At 70.3% G+C, this 18,408-nt stretch carries 18 protein-coding genes and 1 riboswitch; of the genes, 10 read left to right on the top strand and 8 right to left on the bottom strand.

The features are described 5' to 3' along the window. The first annotated feature begins 81 nt into the window (after window positions 1-81). Both AC1RN5_RS14030 and AC1RN5_RS14025 read left to right on the top strand, forming a co-directional pair. Window positions 82-1,173: a site-specific DNA-methyltransferase gene (locus AC1RN5_RS14030; protein WP_421934649.1), complete on the top strand. Its 1,092-nt coding sequence runs from the start codon at window positions 82-84 to the stop codon at window positions 1,171-1,173. A gap of 67 nt (window positions 1,174-1,240) precedes the next feature. Continuing rightward, window positions 1,241-2,428: an MFS transporter gene (locus AC1RN5_RS14025; RefSeq protein WP_493041765.1), complete on the top strand. Its 1,188-nt coding sequence runs from the start codon at window positions 1,241-1,243 to the stop codon at window positions 2,426-2,428. Here the strand turns inward: AC1RN5_RS14025 and mutY are convergent. Next, a complete protein-coding gene (gene mutY, locus AC1RN5_RS14020) occupies window positions 2,425-3,471 on the bottom strand; it encodes an A/G-specific adenine glycosylase (RefSeq protein WP_493041764.1) in 1,047 nt (348 codons plus the stop codon). The two genes, AC1RN5_RS14025 and mutY, sit on opposite strands and share 4 nt — an antisense overlap. Beyond that, complete coding sequence (locus AC1RN5_RS14015; RefSeq protein WP_493041763.1) at window positions 3,468-4,763, bottom strand: MFS transporter; 1,296 nt, start codon at window positions 4,761-4,763, stop codon at window positions 3,468-3,470. The genes mutY and AC1RN5_RS14015 overlap by 4 nt, the downstream gene beginning before the upstream one ends. A 321-nt stretch (window positions 4,764-5,084) precedes the next feature. Between AC1RN5_RS14015 and AC1RN5_RS14010 the strand changes: the two genes are divergently transcribed. From AC1RN5_RS14010 to AC1RN5_RS13975, 8 genes are all read left to right on the top strand, one after another. After that, window positions 5,085-5,636 carry a DUF721 domain-containing protein gene (locus tag AC1RN5_RS14010; protein ID WP_493041762.1) on the top strand — a complete coding sequence of 184 codons (552 nt, stop codon included), beginning with the start codon at window positions 5,085-5,087 and terminating at the stop codon, window positions 5,634-5,636. A 65-nt stretch (window positions 5,637-5,701) separates the two neighbouring features. Further along, window positions 5,702-6,319 carry a thioredoxin domain-containing protein gene (locus tag AC1RN5_RS14005; protein WP_493041761.1) on the top strand — a complete coding sequence of 206 codons (618 nt, stop codon included), beginning with the start codon at window positions 5,702-5,704 and terminating at the stop codon, window positions 6,317-6,319. An 18-nt stretch (window positions 6,320-6,337) separates the two neighbouring features. Continuing rightward, window positions 6,338-9,781, top strand: a complete 3,444-nt coding sequence (gene smc / locus AC1RN5_RS14000) for a chromosome segregation protein SMC (RefSeq protein ID WP_493041760.1) — start codon at window positions 6,338-6,340, stop codon at window positions 9,779-9,781. Window positions 9,782-9,998: 217 nt separating this feature from the next. Continuing rightward, the gene (locus tag AC1RN5_RS13995) at window positions 9,999-10,352 is read left to right on the top strand and encodes an AtpZ/AtpI family protein (protein WP_304701558.1); all 354 of its coding nucleotides are present in this window, start codon (window positions 9,999-10,001) and stop codon (window positions 10,350-10,352) included. After that, a complete protein-coding gene (locus AC1RN5_RS13990) occupies window positions 10,352-11,149 on the top strand; it encodes a F0F1 ATP synthase subunit A (protein ID WP_421934640.1) in 798 nt (265 codons plus the stop codon). The genes AC1RN5_RS13995 and AC1RN5_RS13990 overlap by 1 nt, the downstream gene beginning before the upstream one ends. A 28-nt stretch (window positions 11,150-11,177) precedes the next feature. Beyond that, on the top strand, window positions 11,178-11,408 hold the full coding sequence (locus tag AC1RN5_RS13985) for a F0F1 ATP synthase subunit C (RefSeq protein WP_421934639.1): 231 nt from the start codon (window positions 11,178-11,180) through the stop codon (window positions 11,406-11,408). Between the two features lie 17 nt (window positions 11,409-11,425). Beyond that, complete coding sequence (locus AC1RN5_RS13980) at window positions 11,426-11,956, top strand: F0F1 ATP synthase subunit B family protein (RefSeq protein WP_493041759.1); 531 nt, start codon at window positions 11,426-11,428, stop codon at window positions 11,954-11,956. Between the two features lie 18 nt (window positions 11,957-11,974). Further along, the gene (locus AC1RN5_RS13975; RefSeq protein WP_421934637.1) at window positions 11,975-12,466 is read left to right on the top strand and encodes a F0F1 ATP synthase subunit B; all 492 of its coding nucleotides are present in this window, start codon (window positions 11,975-11,977) and stop codon (window positions 12,464-12,466) included. A gap of 63 nt (window positions 12,467-12,529) precedes the next feature. On the opposite strand, the gene AC1RN5_RS13970 is transcribed toward AC1RN5_RS13975, so the two are convergent. The 6 genes from AC1RN5_RS13970 to gcvT all read right to left on the bottom strand — a co-directional run bounded on the left by AC1RN5_RS13970 (window position 12,530) and on the right by gcvT (window position 18,071). Then, window positions 12,530-12,913 (bottom strand): PGPGW domain-containing protein, encoded by a 384-nt coding sequence (locus AC1RN5_RS13970; RefSeq protein WP_493042140.1) that lies wholly within the window; start codon window positions 12,911-12,913, stop codon window positions 12,530-12,532. 186 nt (window positions 12,914-13,099) lie between these two features. Next, on the bottom strand, window positions 13,100-13,519 hold the full coding sequence (locus AC1RN5_RS13965; protein WP_493041758.1) for a hypothetical protein: 420 nt from the start codon (window positions 13,517-13,519) through the stop codon (window positions 13,100-13,102). Between the two features lie 127 nt (window positions 13,520-13,646). Then, complete coding sequence (gene gcvPB / locus AC1RN5_RS13960; RefSeq protein ID WP_493041757.1) at window positions 13,647-15,230, bottom strand: aminomethyl-transferring glycine dehydrogenase subunit GcvPB; 1,584 nt, start codon at window positions 15,228-15,230, stop codon at window positions 13,647-13,649. Then, window positions 15,227-16,573, bottom strand: coding sequence for an aminomethyl-transferring glycine dehydrogenase subunit GcvPA (gene gcvPA / locus AC1RN5_RS13955; RefSeq protein WP_493041756.1), 1,347 nt, complete (start codon window positions 16,571-16,573; stop codon window positions 15,227-15,229). Before gcvPA ends, gcvPB begins: the two co-directional genes overlap by 4 nt. Window positions 16,574-16,579: 6 nt before the next feature. Continuing rightward, the gene (gene gcvH / locus AC1RN5_RS13950; RefSeq protein WP_493041755.1) at window positions 16,580-16,945 is read right to left on the bottom strand and encodes a glycine cleavage system protein GcvH; all 366 of its coding nucleotides are present in this window, start codon (window positions 16,943-16,945) and stop codon (window positions 16,580-16,582) included. A gap of 13 nt (window positions 16,946-16,958) precedes the next feature. Then, window positions 16,959-18,071, bottom strand: coding sequence for a glycine cleavage system aminomethyltransferase GcvT (gene gcvT / locus AC1RN5_RS13945; protein ID WP_493041754.1), 1,113 nt, complete (start codon window positions 18,069-18,071; stop codon window positions 16,959-16,961). A gap of 153 nt (window positions 18,072-18,224) precedes the next feature. After that, a riboswitch (glycine riboswitch) is annotated at window positions 18,225-18,315 on the bottom strand. Between the last annotated feature and the right edge of the window lie 93 nt (window positions 18,316-18,408).

The following is an 18,408-nucleotide window of genomic DNA, read 5'->3' as shown; positions in this document are numbered from 1 at the left end:
TAACCGTCCGTTCACCACGTTTGGACACCTACCCTTCACCACGATGACTCAGGATTCCGTTTCCTTAGAAGCGAGGCGGATATGGGCGAACTTGCCATCAACACGGTCATCCTGGGCGACTGCATCGAGGAGCTAAAGAAGCTCCCGTCGAAGTCCGTCGACCTGGTCTTCGCCGATCCGCCCTACAATCTGCAGCTAGGCGGCGACCTGCTGCGTCCCGACAACTCCAAGGTCGACGCCGTCGACGACGAGTGGGACCGCTTCGAGAGCTTCGAGACCTATGACCGCTTCACCAAGGAATGGATGAGCGAGTGCCAGCGGGTCCTGAAGGACGACGGCGCCCTATGGGTGATCGGCAGCTACCACAACATCTTCCGGGTCGGCGCCATCCTGCAGACCCTGGGGTTCTGGATCCTCAACGACATCGTCTGGCGCAAGTCCAACCCGATGCCGAACTTCAAGGGCACCCGCTTCACCAACGCCCACGAGACCCTGATCTGGGCCGCCAAGGGCCGGGGGTCGCGCCGCTACACCTTCAACTACGACGCCATGAAGATGGCCAATGACGACCTGCAGATGCGGTCGGACTGGACCTTCCCCCTGTGCACCGGCGAGGAGCGCCTGAAGGACGAGAACGGGGTCAAGGCCCACCCGACCCAGAAGCCCGAGGCCCTGCTGCGCCGGGTGATCCTGGCGTCCACCAAGCCCGGCGACATCATCCTGGATCCCTTCTTCGGCACCGGCACCACCGGGGCGGCCGCCAAGCAGCTCGGACGCCGCTTCATCGGCCTGGAGCGCGACGAGGGCTACGCCAAGATCGCCCGCGAGCGGATCGCCAAGGTGGTCCCCCTCACCGAGGCCGATCTGGAGGTCATGGGCTCCAAGCGTTCGGAGCCGCGCATCCCCTTCGGCCAGATCGTGGAGTCGGGCATGCTGCGCCCCGGCGACATGCTCTACTGCTCCAAGGGCGAGCGCTCGGCCCGGGTGCGGGCCGACGGCAGCCTGGTGATCGGCGAAATGGCCGGCTCCATCCACAAGGTGGGGGCCATGGTGCAGTCGGCGCCGGCCTGCAACGGCTGGACCTACTGGCACTTCAAGACCGACAAGGGCCTGGCCCCCATCGACGTCCTGCGGATGAAGATGCGCTCCTCCCTGGCGCAACTGGCGGCCTGACCGGAAATCCGCCGGCCGCCGGGCATTTTGTCTGGCGGTCGGTACGGTCGCGTCTAAGCTTGGGCGCATGAACCCGCGCATCTATGTCCTGACCCTGGTGACCTTCGCCTTCGGGTCCGGGGCCTTCATCTTCGCCGGCCTGCTGGAAAGTCTGGCTGCCGATCTGGGCGTCACCACCGCGGTGGCGGGTCAGCTCCAGACCGTCTTCGTCCTGACCTCGGCGGCGCTCGGGCCGGTGGCGGCTTGGCTGTTCGGGCGGGTCGACCGCAAGATCATGGTGGTGGCGGCCCTGGCCCTGGGCGCGGCCCTGCACGTGGCCTGCGCCTTCACCCCCAACTTCAGCGCCCTGATGGTCCTGCGCGCCCTGGCGGGTCTGGCCGGCGCCATGTCGGGTCCGGCCGCCAGCGTGGCCGCCGCCTCCCTCGTCCCCCCGGAACGTCGGGGCTCGGCGCTGGCCATGGTCTCGGGCGGCATGACCCTGGCCTTCGTGGTGGGCATCCCGCTGGGCAGCATCATCGGCTCGGTCTTCGACTGGCGCGCCACCTTCCTGTTCGCCGCGGGCCTGTCCCTCTTCGCCTTGTTGGCGGTGCTGTTCTTCCTGCCCAAGATCCCCGCCCCACCCAAGCGCGAGGGCGGCGGGGACACGGTGAAGAGCCTCCTGCCCACCATCTGGCCCTTCTACCTGACCACCTTCCTGACCTTCGCCGCCAACATGACCCTGAACCTGTACATCGCCCCGATCGTTCGGGTCGGCGCGGGCGTGACCGGGGCCGGTGTCGGCGCCTTCCAGGCGATGATCGGGGTCGGCTCCATCGCCGGCCTGTGGCTGGGGGCGCGGGCCGCCAACCGCAACGCCGGCCGGTCCTGGATCCTGCAGGGCTTCATCATCCAGGCCACGGCGATGAGCGTCCACTTCGCCGCCACCCATCATGTCCTGCCCTCGGGCTGGCCCAGCGCGGTGCTGGTGGCGCTCGGCATCTTCCTGGCGGCGACGGCGCTGTTCTCCATCACGCCGGTGATCCAGTCGAGCCTGATCCAGGCCACCGGCGGCGCCCCCGTGGCTCTGGCGCTGAATGGTTCGGTGATCTCGGTGGGCCAGGCCCTGGGCTCCACGGTGGGCGGCGCGGCTTTGGCGGCCTATGGCGTGCCGGCCATCCCGGCGGCGGCGCTCGCCATGTCGCTGACGGCCCTGGTGACCCTGTCCTTCCTCTTTCCCCGGGCCCGGGAGATCGCGGCCGAGCCCGCCAAGACCTAGAGCAGATTGGCCAGCGCCGCTCGCGCCGCCTTCAGGAACACGCTGGGCAGGCCGTCGAGATTGCGCCTGGGCGACCAGATCACGCCGTCGGCCTCGCCCTCGGCCCGCAGCAGCTTCAGGGTCAGGGTGAAGTGGGTGAAGCCGTGCTCCACCTCTCCCACGTGCCGCCAGTCGGCGGGCGCCGGCGCGGCGGCCCGGGCCTCGGCCTCGGCGAAGGGCGCGGTCCGCCAGTCGCTGCTGGGCAGGGCCAGCATCCCCCCAAGCAGACCCTTGGGCGGCCGTCGGACGAGCGCCACCTGGTCGCCCCGGGTCAGGACATAGGCCACGCCGTGCCGGTGGGGCCGGACCGACTTGGCGGTCTTGCGCGGATAGGTCTCCGGCGCCCCGGTCGCCAGGGCCGCGCAGTCGGCCGCCAGGGGACAGCGGTCGCAGAGCGGCGACTTGGGTTTGCAGATCGTCGCGCCGAGATCCATCAGGGCCTGGGCCCAGTCGCCGGGGCGCTCTTCGCGGACCAGGGATTGCGCCAGGCGCTTCAGCTCGGGCTTGGCGTCCGGCAGGGGCGTCTCGACCGCGAACAGCCGAGAGATCACCCGCTCCACATTGCCGTCCACCACATTGGTGGCCCGGTCGAAGGCGATGGCCGCCACCGCCGCGGCCGTGTAGGGGCCCAGCCCCGGCAGGGCGCGCAGCGCCGCCTCGGTGTCGGGGAAGACGCCGCCGTGCTCGCTGGCCACGGCCCGGGCGCAGGCCAGCAGGTTGCGGGCCCGGGCGTAGTAGCCGAGGCCCGCCCAGGCGGCCATCACCTCGCCATCGGCCTCGGCGGCCAGGGCGCTGACCGTCGGCCAGCGGGCGGTGAACTTCAGGAAATAGGGGGTGGCGTGGGGAACGGTGGTCTGCTGCAGCATCACCTCCGACAGCCAGACCCGATAGGGATCGGCCCGCGCCCCCGCCCGGCCGTCGGTCGGCCCCACCCGCCAGGCGAGATCCCGCGCCTCGGCGTCGTACCAGGCGAGCAGCTTGGCGCGGAGGGCCTCGACGGTCACAGGGGCGGAGCGCTCAGGGTCGTGGGGACGGGATCCCTCTTCACCAGGGCGAGCGCCACCAGGCTGATCAGCGCCGCGCCGCTGAGATAGTAGCCCACCGGGACCAGGCCGCCCCGGTCGGCCAGGGCCTGGGCGATCATGGGCGCCAGGCCGCCCCCCAGGATGCCGCCGATGTTGAAGGCCACCGAGGCGCCGGTGTAGCGGACCCGCGCCGGGAACAGGCCCGGCAGGAAGGCGCCGAGCGGTCCGTAGACCAGGCCCATCATCACCAGGCCCAGGGACAGGAAGGCCCATATCGCCCACAGCGAGCCCGAGCCCATCATCGGGGCCAACAGGAAGCCACCCGCCACCGTGGCGATGCAGCCGGCCATCAGCACGCGGCGCGGGCTGGTGGCGTCGGCCCAGTAGCCGGCGGCGACGATGCCCGCGGCCATGAAGCCGATGGCGCCCAGCTGCACCCCCAGGAAGGTCTCCCGGCTGTAGCCCAGCTTGGTGGTGCCGTAGCCGAGGGCGAAGGCGGTGGTGAGGTAGAAGATGGCGAAGCAGCAGACCACGGCGAAGGTGCCGGCCAGGGTCTGCAGGGGGTAGTCCCGCAGCAATTCGCCCAGGGGCGCCTTGGCGGGCGGGGCCTCCTTGAGCGCCTGGGCGAAGGCGGGGGTCTCGGTGAGCTTCAGCCGCACCCAGAGGCCGACGCCCACCAGGACGATGGAGAGCAGGAAGGGAATGCGCCAGCCCCAGGCCAGGAACTGCTCGGGGGTCAGCAGCACGCCCAGCAGCAGGAAGAGGCCGTTGGCGGCGATGAATCCCACCGGGGCGCCCAGCTGGGGGAACATGCCGAAGCGGGCGCGCCAGCCGGGGGGCGCGTTCTCCACCGCCAGCAGGGCCGCCCCGCCCCACTCCCCGCCCAGGCCGAAGCCCTGGCCGAAGCGCAGCACGCAAAGCAGGAACGGCGCGACCCAACCGGCCTGGGCGTAGGTGGGCAGGAAGGCGATGGCGAGCGTCGAGCCCCCCATCAGCATCAGCGAGGCCACCAGGGTCGACTTGCGGCCCAGCCGGTCGCCGAAGTGGCCGAACACGGCGGCGCCCAGGGGCCGAGCGAAGAAGGCCAGAGCGAAGGTGGCGTAGGCGCTCATCAGCTGGGCCGAGGCCGAGGCCGAGGGGAAGAACAGCTTGCCGAACACCAGGGAGGCGGCGGTGGCGTAGATGTAGAAATCGTAGAACTCGACCGCCGTCCCCACCAGGCTGGCGGCCAGGATGCGGCGGTGCGAGGCCGCTGGCGTGCTGTCGGACATGGTTGCGGCCCCCCGGGGTTGTTGGCTGGTGATTGGGACCTGAGACAGGGGGCGTCAAGGCGGACGGAAGGAAGAGGGGAACCTGACGAACGGTGCGAACAAACAACAGGTGTCATCCCGGCCGCAGCGAAGCGGAGAGCCGGGACCCAGACGCGCCGGGCCTGCAGGACGGATCGGTGCGTATGGGTCCCGGTCTTCCGCTGCGCGGAAACCGGGATGACACATGGAGAGAAGCCCCGGCGCTCCTGTTCGCGCCGTTCGTGAGATTCCCTCGTCTTCTGGCTGATGACCGACCGGGCGCCGACGCTGTAAGATGCCGCCATGCCCAAGCGCCCCCTTCCATCCCCCGCGGAGGCCGCCTTCATCCTGTCGCGCAAGCGGACCCGGCCGCAGCGTCGGCCGCCGCCGGCGGCGGGGCGGGGGCTGTCCAAGCTGCTGAAGGACCTGGACGCCCGCTTCGGCCAGGGACCCGGCGCCCTTCAGGCCCGCTGGAAAGAGATCGTCGGCGAGCAGATCGCCAAGCGCACCGAACCGGTGAAGCTGTCCAAGGTGAAGGCCGGCGAGCCCGCGGCCCTGGAGATCCGGGTGGCCGGCGCGGCCGCCGCCCTGATCCAGCACCAGGCGCCCGAGATCGTGGCCCGGGTGAACCTGTTCCTGGGGGCCGGCGCGGTGAACAAGCTGCGCATCGTCCAGGGGCCACTGCGAAACGTGAACGCCGAGCGGGTCAAGCCTGTGCGTCGTCCCCTGCCCCCCCTGGACGCCGGCGAGGAGGCCAGGTTGGCCGCCAGCCTGGCCGATGCGCCCGACGGCCCTCTGAAGGCCGCATTGCTGAGCTTGGGTCGCGGCGTGATGCGCGATCGCCGCAGCCGTTGACTTTGCCCCCGTCCTCGGGGGAATCGCGCTTTAATCTTTCATTCGGAATTCCGTAGAGGGCTCAAATGCCGAACTTCAGCCGCCGCCTCCTCGTCGTCGCCGTCATGGGCGCGCTCGCTCTGGCGGGCTGCTCCAAGGGCGGCGGCAAGACCGACGCCGCCGACATGACCCTGGGCGACCCCAAGGCGCCGGTGCAGATCACCGAGTACGCCTCGGCCTCCTGCGTCCACTGCGCCAAGTTCAACAATGAGGTCTTCCCGGCCTTCAAGGCGAAATACATCGACACCGGCAAGGTGCACTACACCTTCAAGGAGTTCCTGACCCCGCCGGTGGAGGTGGCCGCCGCCGCCTTCCTCACCGCCCGCTGCGCCGGCAAGGACAAGTACTTCAGCGTCCTGGACGCCGTGTTCCACTCCCAGGAGGAGATGTTCACCACCGGCGACATGCGCGGCGTCCTGCTGCGGGTGGCCCAGTCGGCCGGCATGACCGAGCCGCAGTTCAACGCCTGCATCACCGACGAGGCGGCCCTGAAGGCGCTCAACGCCCGCGTCGAGAAGGCCTCGAAGGAGCAGAAGATCACCTCCACCCCGACCTTCCAGATCAACGGCAAGACCTTCAAGGAAGGCGAAGCCACCCTGGCCGAGTTCGACGCCGCCATCGCCGCGGCCCAAGCCAAGAAGTAGGAAGGGTCCCGCACAAAAGTGCACTTCCAGCGGCTTCGCCTTTCGGGCTTCAAGTCCTTCGTCGATGCGACCGAGTTCCGCATCGAGCCCGGAGTCACGGGCATTGTCGGACCCAACGGCTGCGGCAAGTCGAACCTGCTGGAGGCCCTGCGCTGGGTGATGGGGGCCAATTCCGCCAAGGCCATGCGGGCCGGCGGGATGGACGATGTGATCTTCGCCGGCTCCGGCGGCCGGGCCTCGCGGAACCACGCCGAGGTGATGCTCACCATCGACAACGCCGACCGCAAGGCGCCGGCGGCCTTCAACGACCATCCGGTCCTGGAGGTGGTGCGCCGCATCGACAAGGGCGAGGGCTCCACCTACCGGATCAATGGCCGCGAAGTGCGCGCCCGTGACGTCCAGCTGCTGTTCGCGGACGCCTCGACCGGCTCGAACTCGCCGGCCCTGGTGCGCCAGGGACAGATCTCCGAACTGATCGCCGCCAAGCCGCAGAACCGGCGGATGATCCTGGAGGAGGCCGCCGGCGTCTCGGGCCTGCACACGCGGCGCCATGAGGCCGAGCTGCGGCTGCGGGCGGCGGAGACCAACCTCACCCGGCTGGAGGACGTCGCCAAGGAGCTGGAGAGCGCCCTCAACCGGCTGAAGCGCGAGGCGCGCCAGGCCGACCGCTACAAGAAGATGTCGGCGGAGATCCGCGCCCTGCAGGGCGCGGTGCTCTACGCCCGCTGGAACGAGGCCCGCGGCGCGGCCGAACGGCTGCAGGCCGAGGCCGCCGCCGCCATCGCCGCCGTCGAGGCCACCGCCCGGCAGGCCGCCGTGGCCACCACCGCGGCGGCCGCCGCCGAGGAGCAGATCAAGCCTCTGCGGGAGGCCGAGACCATCGCTGCGGCCGTGCTGCACCGCCTGGCCATCGACCGCGACCGCCTGGAGCGCGAGGGCGAGGCCCTGGCCGCCGAGGTGGAGCGTCTGACGGGCGAGGTGGCCCGCATCGACGCCGACCGGGCCCGCGAGACCCAGATGGTGGAGGACTCGCAGCTCGCCCTTTCCCGCATGGCCGGCGACCTGGAGGCCTTGGAGGCCGCCATCGCCGCGGCCCCCGAGCGCGCGCCGGAACTGGAGGCCGCCGCCCGCGCCGCCGAGGCCGCCCGCGTGGAGGCCGACGCCGCCGTCGAGGCCCTGGCCGCCCAGGCCGCCGCCGAGGAGGCTCGCCGCCGGGCCGGCGCCGCCCGGGTCGAGGAGGCGCAGGGCCGCGTCAATCGCACCCGCCGCGCCCTGGAGCAGGCCCGGCACGAACGCGAACAGATCGGCCCGGCCATCAATCCCCAGGCCGCCGAGGCCAAGACCGAGCTGGAGCGCGCCGAGGCGACGCTCACGGCCCTGCGCGCGGCCCTGGAGACCGCCGAGGAGGCGCGCGCCAAGGCCCAGGAGGCCGAGCTCACCGCCCGCGAGGCGGCCCGCAAGACCGACGAACAGCTCGGCCGCCTCACCGCCGAGGCCCGCGCCCTGGCCGGCATCGTCGCCCAGCAGAAGCGCGGCGGCTTCACCCCGGCCCTCGACGCCGTCTCCCCCGACCGAGGCTATGAGCAGGCCCTGGCCGCCGCCCTCGGCGACGATCTGGACGCGGCCCTGGACCCCAAGGCGCCCGCCTTCTGGGGCGGACACCACGCCGAGGCGCCGGCCTGGCCGCAGGGCGCCACGCCGCTGGCCCCCCTGGTCAAGGCTCCCCGCGAACTCGCCGCCCGCCTGGCCTATGTCGCCCTGGTGAGCCGCGCCGACGGCGACCGGCTGCAGGCCGGTCTGCAGCCGGGCATGCGGCTGGTCTCCAAGGAGGGCGACCTGTGGCGCTGGGACGGCTTCACCGCCCGGGCCGACGCCCCCAAGCCCGCCGCCGTGCGGATGGAGCAGAAGACCCGCCTCACCGAGGTCGAGACCGAGATCGAGGCCCTGGAGCCCCGGGCCAAGACCGCCCGCGACGCGCAGGCGGCCGCCAACGCCCGGGTCCGCGCCGCCGAGGACGCCCTGCGCGAGGCTCGCCGGCAGCCCCCGGTCGCCGAGCAGAAGGTGGCCGCCGCCCGCGCCGTGCTGGAGAAGCTCGACCGCGAGGCCACCCGCCGCGAGGCCCACGCCCAGTCCCTGGACGACGTCATCCGCCGCTTCGAGGCCGAGCTGGCCGACGCCGAATCGATCCTGCGGGTCGCCCAGTCGGACTCGGCCGAGGACACCGCGGTGGGCGACATCGCCGCCCGCCTAGCCGCCGCCCGCGCCGCCGCCGGTCCCGCCCGCGAGGCCGCCGCCGAGGCCCGCAGCGCCATGGACGTCGAGGCCCGCGAACGCGAGGGCCGGGCGCGGCGTCTGGAAAACCTGAGCCGCGACCGCGACGACTGGACCCGCCGCGCCCAGGCCGCAGCCAAGCGCCTGGAGCATCTGGAGGAAGCGCGGACCAAGGCCAAGGCGCTGCTGGACCAGGCCCACGAGGCGCCAGCCACCCATCAGCAGCGCTTCGAGAAGCTGCTGGACGAACTGAGCGCCGCCGAGGCCCGCCGGGCCAAGAGCAGCGATGCGCTCGCCCAGGCCGAGGGCGCGCGGGCCGAGGCCGACCGGGCCGTGCGCGCCAGCGACGCCGCCGCCGGCGAGGCCCGCGAGCTGCGCGCCAGTCTGTCGGCGAAGCTGGAGGCCGCCGCCGAGCGCCTGGCCGAGATCACCGCCCAGATCCGCGAGACCGCCCGGGTCGAGCCCGAGCAGCTGGCCCAGAGCCTGGCCGACGCGGCCATCGCCATCCCCGGCGACGCCGGAGGCATGGAGGCCCACCTCTACAATCTGGAGCGCCAGCGCGACGCCATCGGGCCGGTGAACCTGCGGGCCGAGGAGGAGGCGACCGAGCACGCCGCACGCCTGGAGACCATGCAGGCCGAGAAGGCCGACCTCACCGGCGCCATCGCCAAGCTGCGCCAGGGCATCGACGAGCTGAACGGCGAGGGCCGCGAGCGCCTGGTGGCCGCCTTCGACGTCATCAACGAGCATTTCAAGGCCCTGTTCGAGAGCCTGTTCGAGGGCGGCCAGGCCGAGTTGCGCCTGGTGGAGAGCGACGATCCCCTGGAGGCGGGCCTGGAGATCTATGCCTGCCCGCCCGGCAAGCGCATGGCCACCATGAGCCTGATGAGCGGCGGCGAGCAGGCCCTGACCGCCGCGGCCCTGATCTTCGCGGTCTTCCTGGCCAACCCGGCGCCCATCTGCGTGCTGGACGAGGTGGACGCGCCCCTGGACGACGCCAATGTCGACCGCTTCTGCAACCTGCTGGACGAGATGCGCCGGCGGACCCAGACCCGCTTCATCGCCATCACCCACAACCCGGTGACCATGGCCCGCATGGACCGCCTGTTCGGCGTCACCATGGCCGAGCGCGGCGTCTCCCAGCTGGTCTCGGTGGACCTGCGCCAGGCCGAGGCCATGGCGGCGCAGTAGCGCCCTCCCCCCAAAGGGGGCGAGGAGGCGACGTGCGATACCCCTCCCTCAGGAGTCGCGGGCGAGACCGTTTGACGCGGCCCGAAAAACTGTTAGAAATCAGGCTCTTAAATATCAGTTTCCCAGCCTTGACGCACTGCACCCGGCTCTATAGGTTCCGCCGCGACCTGGCCGGGCCGCGGACAGTTGTCGCGGTCCCTATAAAGACCTTACGCAAATGCCGCAGCCGGACGATCCGAACGAAGAGGCCATCAAGCGCCTCGACGAACGGCTCGACGCCTTCGAGACCGCGACCAAGCGTGGCCCCCACAAGGCCTCAGCCGAGCGCGCGATGGGCGAAGGCTATCGCCTCCTGGGGGGGGTGATCGGCGGGGTCTTGGGGGGTTTGGGGTTCGGGTGGCTGTTCGACCACTTTCTCCACACCACGCCCTGGGGACTGGTCGCCGGCCTGATGCTGGGAACCGCCCTGTCGGCCTATAACGCCTACACGTCCGCGAACCGGACGGCGGCGAAACTGAACACCCCGGCGTCGCCGGACGTGCGTAACGAGGATGAGGACTTGAACCGCTAATGGCCGCCATCGAGCCCATGCACCAGTTCATGATCCAGAAGATCGTGGACCTGCCGCCCGTGATGGTCCCGGGCCTTGGCGCGATCGACCTGTCGATCACCAACTCCGTGGCCACCATGATGGGCGCCGCGGCCCTGATCACCGCCTTCTTCCTGTTCTCGTCGCGGGGCGCCGTCGTCCCCGGCCGGATGCAGGCCCTGGCCGAAACCGTCTATGACCTCGTCGACAAGGGCCTCACCGGCTCGATGATCGGCGACCGCGGCCGGCCCTTCCTGCCCTTCATCTTCACCCTGTTCTCCTTCGTCGCGGTGCTCGACCTGATCGGGATGTTCCCCGAGCAGTTCGCGGTGACGGCCCAGCTCGCGGTGACCGCGACGCTCGCCCTGCTCACCTTCTTCATCGTGCTGGTGGTGGGCTTCGCCAAGAACGGCCTGGGCTTCTTCAAGCTCTTCGTGCCCTCCGGCGTCGCCTGGCCGATGCTGTTCATCCTGGTGCCGATCGAGTTCATCTCCTTCCTGGTGCGCCCCGTGACGCTGGCCATGCGACTGTTCGGCAACATCATCGGCGGCCACGTCGTGATGTACATGTTCGGCAGCTTCGTCGTCGGCCTGGGCGGTTTCGCCATCGCCAACGGCGGCCTGGCCTATCTGGGCCTCGTCGGCTCGGCCCTCAGCCTTTCCATGGTCATCGCCTTGATGGCCCTGGAATTCATCGTCGCCTTCCTGCAGGCCTTCGTCTTCGCGGCCCTGACCTGCACCTATCTCAGCGATGTCGTGAACCTCGATCACGGCCACTAACCCCACCTCTACAAAGGGATTTATCCAAATGGACGTTACTGCCGCCAAGTACATCGGTGCGGGCCTCGCCATGACCGGCCTCATCGGCGCCGGCGCCGGCCTCGGCATCCTGTTCGGCAACTATCTGCAAGCCGCCATGCGCAACCCGTCGGCCGCGGCCAACGAACGCGGCATGCTGTTCCTCGGCTTCGCCGTGACGGAAGCCATGGGCATCTTCGCCCTCGTGATGGCCTTCATCATCCTCTTCGTTCAGGTCTAAGCCCCGTGGCCGAGCCCGTGACCGAAGCGGCTCACGCCGCAGCGGGCGCCGCCGCCGAGCATGGCTCGGGCGGTCTGCCTCAGTTCGACCTGGCCCAGTGGCCGGGCCAGATGGTGTGGATGCTGATCATTTTCGGCATCCTCTTCTTCCTGTTCTCCAAGGTGTTCGTCCCCAAGCTGGGCGGCACCATCACGGCGCGCGAGGACCGGATCTCCGGTGACATCGCCGCCGCGCGGAAGATGAAGGAAGAGTCCGAGGCGCAGGCCGCCGCGGTCGCCCAGGAAGTCGCTCAGGCGCGCGCCCAGGCTCAGAAGCTTGCCGGCGACGCCAAGGCGAAGGCCAAGGCTGAAAGCGCCGTCCGCCAGGCCGAGGAGGAAGCCAAGCTCGCCAAGAGCCTGGCCGCCGCCGAGGTTCGGATCTTCGAAGCCCGCGACAAGGCGCTCAGCCAAGTCTCCGGCATCGCCTCCGACACCGCCGAAGCCATCGTGGCCAAGCTGACCGGCAAGGCCGCCACCGCGGCCGAGCTCAAAGCCGCCGTGAAGGCCTAGCTTAGAAAGACTCTGACCGTGGAACTCCTGCAAGACGCGCACACCTGGGTCACCGTCGGGCTCCTGGTGTTCATCGGCGCCCTGATCTACGCCAAGGTGCCGGGCATGGCCGTGGGGGCGCTCGACGCCCGCGCCAAGGCCATCCAGGCGCAACTGGACGAAGCCCAGGCGCTGCGCGACGAAGCGACCCGCCTGCTGGCCGATGTGAAGAAGCAACGCGCCGACGCCGAGAAGCTGTCCGCCGAACTGCTGGCCAACGCCCAGGAGGACGCCAAGCGCATGGCGGCCGAAGCCAAGGTCCAGCTGGAAGACCAGATCAAGCGTCGCGGCGAACTCGCCGAGCGCAAGATCGCCACCGCCGAAGCCCAGGCCTCGGCCGAGGTCAAGGCCGCGGCCGCCGACCTCGCCGCCCAGATCGCCGAGACCGTGCTCACCACGCGCTTGGCGGGTCTGAAGTCCGACCCGCTGATCGACGGCGCGATCGGCCAGATGGGCGCCAAGCTCCAATAGGCCTGGGTCCCAGAGACGAAAGATCAGAACCCCTCCCTCGCGGGAGGGGTTTTTCTTTGGGGGTTACCGGCGGCGGAAGCGGCGGCGGGTCCTGACGGCGAAGCGCAGCTTCCTCGGCACGACGAGGCGCTCGATGCGCAGGGCCTGTTGCCAGGCCACCAGGATGATCTCCGGCTCCCGCCGCAGCAGGCGGCGGATGGGGAAGACCATCTTGGGGTGGGCGTGCTGGAACTTGACGAAGGTCCGGCGGGCCTTGAACGAATTGCGCAGCACCAGCATCAGGCCGACCACGATCACCGGGATCCCGCCGGGGCCCGGCAGGGGCGCGACCGCGATCCCGGCCAGCACGATCAGCACGCCGAGCAGGGCCAGACCCACGCGAAGGGTCCGCGCCACCAACTCGCGGGCGAAATCGTCTGAGGCGCGCAGGGCGCGCATGCTGGGCATGGCGTAGGACACGTTTTTTGTTCGAACCAGGATTTGGGACGCGCGCCCGCTTGGGGAGGTCGGGCGGTCGTCCTGAAGCGCATATGCGAACGCACAAGAGAGTCGTAAAGGCGACAGGCCGGTTAAATTTTAAGGTTTACGCCCATTTCGGGGACGCCGCGGCGCCGGCGCCACACCCTGAACCGCCTAACGGGCGAAGATCGACCCGCGCCGACGGGGATGCAGGAAGCGGCGCAGCCGGCGGGCGAAGCGGTAGCGGCCCGGCAGGACCACCTTCTCCATCCGCAGCATCTGCTGCCAGAACACCGCGGCGATCTCCGGCTCCCGGCGCATCAGGCGCCGCAGCGGGAAGACCATCTTCGGGTGCGCCCGCTGGATGCCGACGAACCGGCGGCGCGCCTTGAAGGAGTTGCGCAGCACGATCATCAGCCCGACCACCAGGATCGGCAGCCCCAGGTGGCCCGGCAGCACCGCCGTCACCAGGCCCACGGCCATGATGGCCAGGCCAAGCATGACGAGCAGGAATCGACCGATCTTCGCCGCCAGTTCGCGGGCAGACTCGTCGGAGGCGCGCAGGGCGCGCACGCTGGGGAGGGCGTAGGACACGTTTTCAAACCTGGAGCGCGCGGCCCGCCCAATCGGGGAGGTCGGTCGGTCACCGCGCCCATCAGGTATGGGAACGCCCGACGGAGTCGTAAAGGTTCGGGCGGGTTAAATTTCGTCCAGACTGTAGCTATTCGGCCGCCATGGGCGCCGGCGCCACAGTTGTGGGCTCTGGGCGCCACGTCAACCGAGGCTTGCGGGCCGCCAAGGTCTCATCCAGGCGTCGCAGCGGCGCGAGATAGGGCGCGCCCTTGAACCGCTCGACGTCCCCGGCCTTGGCCGCCTTGGCCAGCAGGATCAGGGCGTGGCAGAAGCGGTCCAGCTCCTGCTTGCTCTCAGTCTCCGTCGGCTCGATCAGCATCGCCCCGTGCACAACCAGGGGGAAGTACATGGTCATGGGGTGGAAGCCCTCGTCGATCATCGCCTTGGCGAAGTCGAGCGTGGTGACGTCGGTTCCCTCCAGCCAGCTGTCATCGAACAGGGCCTCGTGCATGCATGGGCCGTCCGGGAAGGCCGGGGTCATCACCGCAGATAGCTTGGCCTTGATGTAATTGGCGTTGAGCACCGCGTCCTCGGCCACCTGCCGGAGACCGTCGGCCCCGTGGCTGAGCATGTAGGCGTAGGCGCGGACGAACATCCCCATCTGGCCATGGAAGGCCACCATGCGGCCGAAGGCCTGGGCGGCCTCCCCTTCGGTCTCCTCCACCAGCTGGAAGCCCTGCCCGTCGCTCACCACCCAGGGGGCGGGGGCGAAGGGCGCCAGGGCGGCCGAGAGCACCACCGGACCCGCGCCCGGCCCGCCGCCGCCATGGGGCGTGGAGAAGGTCTTGTGCAGGTTGATGTGCATGGCGTCGACGCCCAGGTCGCCCGGGCGCACCCGGCCGACGATGGCGTTGAAGTTGGCGCCGTCGCAGTAGAAGTAGGCCCCAGCCGCGTGGGTCAGGCGGGCGATCTCGATGATGTCCCGCTCGAACAGGCCGCAGGTGTTGGGGTTGGTGACCATGATGGCCGCCACGTCGGGCGAGAGCTTGGCCGCCAGGTCGGAAAGGTCGACCCGGCCGTCGGGGGTCTGGGCGATCTCGGTGACGTCATAGCCCACGAAGGCCGCGGTGGCGGGATTGGTGCCATGGGCGGAGGTGGGCACCAGGACGGTGCGGCGATGGCCCTGGCCCTTGGCCTCGTGGGCCGCCTTGATGGACAGCAGGCCGCACAGTTCGCCGTGCGCCCCGGCCTTGGGCGACAGGGCCACGGCCGGCATGCCGGTCATGGTCTTCAGCCAGTGGGCCAGGCGGTCCATCAGCTCCAGCGCCCCCTGGGCCGTGGACTGCGGCGCCATGGGATGCAGATCGGCGAAGCCGGCCAGGCGGGCCATCTTCTCGTTGAGCCGCGGGTTGTGCTTCATGGTGCACGAGCCCAGCGGATAGAGGGCCAGGTCGATGGCGTGGTTCTTCTGGCTCAGGCGCACATAGTGGCGCATGGCCTCGGGCTCGGAGAGGCCCGGCAGGCCGATGGGGGCGCCGCGCACCAGGTCCCCGAGGTCCGAGGCGTCCTGGTCGGGCACGTCGAAATCGACGCCGGTCTTGTCCCAGCCGTCCATCTCGAAGATCAGGGCCTCATCCTGCAGCAGGCCGCGGGCCCCGGTCAGGGAGGTGTGGGCGGCGGCGGAGACGCCGGCCTGCGGCCGCGTCGGGCGGCCGATATTGGACATGCTCATCGGGCGGTCCTCGTGTGCAGGGCCTTGGCGAAGGCGGCGATATCGTCGCGGGTGGTGGTCTCGGTGGCGGCCACCAGCAGGACGTCGTCCAGGCCCGCCTTCGGGTCGAGACGGCTGAAGGGCACGCCGGCGACGACGCCGTCGGCCAGCAGATCCTCCACCATCCGGGTCGCGTTCCCGGGGACCCGGATGGCGAACTCGTTGAAGAAGCGCGGCGAGAGGATCTCCACGCCATGGACGGCGGCCAGCGCGTCGCGCAACTCGCGGGCCCGGCTGTGATTGAGCGCCGCCAGTTCGCGCAGGCCGCGCTCCCCCAGCAGGGTCATGTGGATGGTGAAGGCCAGCGCGCAGAGGCCCGAGTTGGTGCAGATGTTCGAGGTCGCCTTCTCGCGGCGGATGTGCTGCTCGCGGGTCGACAGCGTCAGCACGAAGCCCCTCGCGCCCTCGGCGTCGACGGTCTCGCCGCACAGCCGGCCCGGCATCTGGCGGACGAACTTCTCCCGGGCGGCGAAGAGACCGATATAAGGGCCGCCATAGTTGAGGCCGACCCCGATGGACTGGCCCTCGCCGACGGCGATGTCGGCGCCCATCTCGCCGGGCGACTTCAGCAGGCCGTAGGAGACCGCCTCGGTGGTCACCACGATCAACAGGGCGCCGGCGGCGTGGGCCGCCTCGGCGATCTTCGTCACGTCGGTGACGACGCCGAAGACATTGGGGGTCTGGACCACCACGCAGGCGGTCTCGGCGTCGATGGCCGACAGCACCGCGGCCTCGGCGTCGATGGCCACGGCCTGGCGGGCGATCTCCATGCCCTCGGCGTGGGCGATGGTCTGGGTGACGGCGGCGTAGTGCGGGTGCAGGCCGCCCGACAGCACCGCCTTCTTCCGGCGGGTGACCCGCTGGGCCATCATCACGGCCTCGGCGCAGGCGGTGGAGCCGTCGTACATCGAGGCGTTGGCCACCTCCAGGCCGGTCAGGGCCGCCACCTGGGTCTGGAACTCAAACAGGACCTGAAGGGTCCCCTGGGCGATTTCCGGCTGGTAGGGGGTGTAGCTGGTGAGAAACTCCGACCGCTGGATGATGTGGTCCACCGTGGCCGGCACGTGGTGCTTGTAGGCCCCGGCGCCGCAGAAGAAGGGTCCCGCCCCGGCGGGCCGGTTCTTGGCCGCGAGGGCCGAGAGTTCGCGCTCCACCTCCATCTCGCCGGCGTGTAGCGGCAGGTCGAAGAGGTCGGCCTTGCGGGCCGCGGCGGGCACGTCGGCGAACAGGTCGTCGATGGTGTCGGCGCCGATGACGCCGAGCATCTCGGCCCGGTCGAGCGGCGTGAGGGGCAGATAACGCATGGGTGCTTACAGGGTCCCGAGATAGGCTTCGTAGGCGGCGCGATCCATCAGGGCGTCGAACTCACCCTTGTCGGCGACCTTCAGCTTGGCGAACCAGCCGCCGGACTCCGGCACGGCGTTGACCGTCTCCGGCGCGTCGCCCAGCTCGGTGTTGGCTTCCACCACCTGGCCGGAGATGGGGGCGTAGACGTCGGAGGCCGCCTTGACGCTCTCGACCACCGCCAGGCCGTCGCCGGCCTTTACGGTCTTGCCGACCTCGGGGGTCTCGACGAACACCACGTCGCCCAGCTGCTCGGCGGCGTAGGCGGTGATGCCGACGGTGGCCACATCGCCCTCGAGGGCGACCCACTCGTGATCCTTGGTGAAACGCATCGGGGTGATCTCCTCAGACCTTGCGGACATAGCGGTTGGGAACGAAGGGCATGGCCACGACCTGCGCGGCCTGCGGCTTGCCCCGGACGATGACCTTCAGGTTCGTGCCGAGCGCCGACAGCGCCGGCGGCACGAAGCCCATGGCGATGGGATAGCCCAGGCTCGGCGAGAAGCCGCCGGAGGTGACGACGCCGACCACGGCGCCGCTCTCGTCGGCGATCTCGGCGCCCTCGCGGGCCGGAGCGCCTTCCAGGACGCGCAGGCCGACCCGCTTGCGCGACGGACCCTCCGCCAGCTCCTTGGCGATGCGGGCGGCGCCGGGGAAGTCACGGGCCTCGCGACGCTTCACCGAGACGGCGAAGGCGAGGTCGGCCTCGATGGGGCTGACGGTCTCGTCCACGTCGTGGCCATAGAGCGGCAGGCCGGCCTCAAGACGCAGGGAGTCCCGCGCGCCCAGGCCGATGGGACGGACGCGCTCGTCCTCCAGCAGCAGGTTCCAGATCGTCTCGGCCAGATGGGCCGGGACGGAGATCTCGTAGCCGTCCTCGCCGGTGTAGCCCGAGCGGGAGATCAGGATGTTGGTCCCGAAGCCCGGCATGGCGCGGCTGTCCATGAACACCATGCGCAGGGCGGCGGGCAGGTGGCGGCCGACCACGGCGGCGGCCTCGGGGCCCTGGATCGCCAGCAGGGCGCGATCCTCCAGCCGCTCGATGGTGACCTGTCCGGCCAGCTCGTTGTCGATGACCTTGAAGTCGTTGTCCTTGCAGGCGCCGTTGACCACCACGAACAGGCCATCGTCGTCGGGGCGGGCGGCCATCAGGTCGTCGATCACCCCACCGGTCTTGTTGAGCAGGACGGAGTAGCGCTGCTTGCCGGGCTTCAGGCCGATGAAGTCGCCCGGCGTGATCTCCTCGAAGGCCGAGAGCGGCGAGACGCCGCGCAGCCGGGCCTGGCCCATGTGAGAGACGTCGAACAGGCCGGCGTGCTCACGGGTCCAGAGGTGCTCCTTCAGCACCCCGTCCTTGTACTGGACGGGCATGGAATAGCCCGCGAAGGGCACCATGCGCGCGCCGGCGGCCACGTGCGCGGCGGCCAGCGGGGTGGTCTTCAGGGCTTCATCGGACACGTATGAGACTCCGGCTGACGATTGCAGACGCCCGCGGAAAATCCGCCGTCGCCCTGCCCCCGCTGTCCTTGGGCCTGAGAGATTTCAGGTCGAACCCGACCCTTGCTCCTTCGGCGAGCGACCCGAACGGGGGCCGCTACTTTCCAGCGTTCATCAGCCTTCGCGGTCCGTTTGCCTGAGCGTTTCCGGGGCGGTTGCGCCTTCGGCTCCGGGCTCAAGGCCCGGTCTCTCCCGCGAGAGTCGAGGCGGAACCTGTTCGAAGGGCCGCCATGAGTCAATGCGCGATCGGGCGCCATGGACGGCCGCGTGCCAGTTGGCGCTGAGAAGACTGGCGACG

The sequence above is a fragment of the Phenylobacterium sp. GW821-FHT12F10 genome (assembly GCF_058806695.1).
This window is presented reverse-complemented; position numbering and strand designations above follow the sequence as displayed.

Bases quoted from the DNA above. Each gene is read 5' to 3' on its own strand.
- AC1RN5_RS14005 (WP_493041761.1), top strand. From the start codon at position 5,702: ATGCCGAACTTCAGCCGCCGCCTCCTCGTCGTCGCCGTCATGGGCGCG.
- gcvH (WP_493041755.1), bottom strand. From the start codon at position 16,945: ATGCGTTTCACCAAGGATCACGAGTGGGTCGCCCTCGAGGGCGATGTG.
- AC1RN5_RS13985 (WP_421934639.1), top strand. From the start codon at position 11,178: ATGGACGTTACTGCCGCCAAGTACATCGGTGCGGGCCTCGCCATGACC.
- AC1RN5_RS13990 (WP_421934640.1), top strand. From the start codon at position 10,352: ATGGCCGCCATCGAGCCCATGCACCAGTTCATGATCCAGAAGATCGTG.
- AC1RN5_RS13970 (WP_493042140.1), bottom strand. From the start codon at position 12,913: ATGCCCAGCATGCGCGCCCTGCGCGCCTCAGACGATTTCGCCCGCGAG.
- AC1RN5_RS14015 (WP_493041763.1), bottom strand. From the start codon at position 4,763: ATGTCCGACAGCACGCCAGCGGCCTCGCACCGCCGCATCCTGGCCGCC.
- AC1RN5_RS14030 (WP_421934649.1), top strand. From the start codon at position 82: ATGGGCGAACTTGCCATCAACACGGTCATCCTGGGCGACTGCATCGAG.
- AC1RN5_RS14025 (WP_493041765.1), top strand. From the start codon at position 1,241: ATGAACCCGCGCATCTATGTCCTGACCCTGGTGACCTTCGCCTTCGGG.
- AC1RN5_RS13995 (WP_304701558.1), top strand. From the start codon at position 9,999: ATGCCGCAGCCGGACGATCCGAACGAAGAGGCCATCAAGCGCCTCGAC.
- gcvPA (WP_493041756.1), bottom strand. From the start codon at position 16,573: ATGCGTTATCTGCCCCTCACGCCGCTCGACCGGGCCGAGATGCTCGGC.
- gcvPB (WP_493041757.1), bottom strand. From the start codon at position 15,230: ATGAGCATGTCCAATATCGGCCGCCCGACGCGGCCGCAGGCCGGCGTC.
- AC1RN5_RS14010 (WP_493041762.1), top strand. From the start codon at position 5,085: ATGCCCAAGCGCCCCCTTCCATCCCCCGCGGAGGCCGCCTTCATCCTG.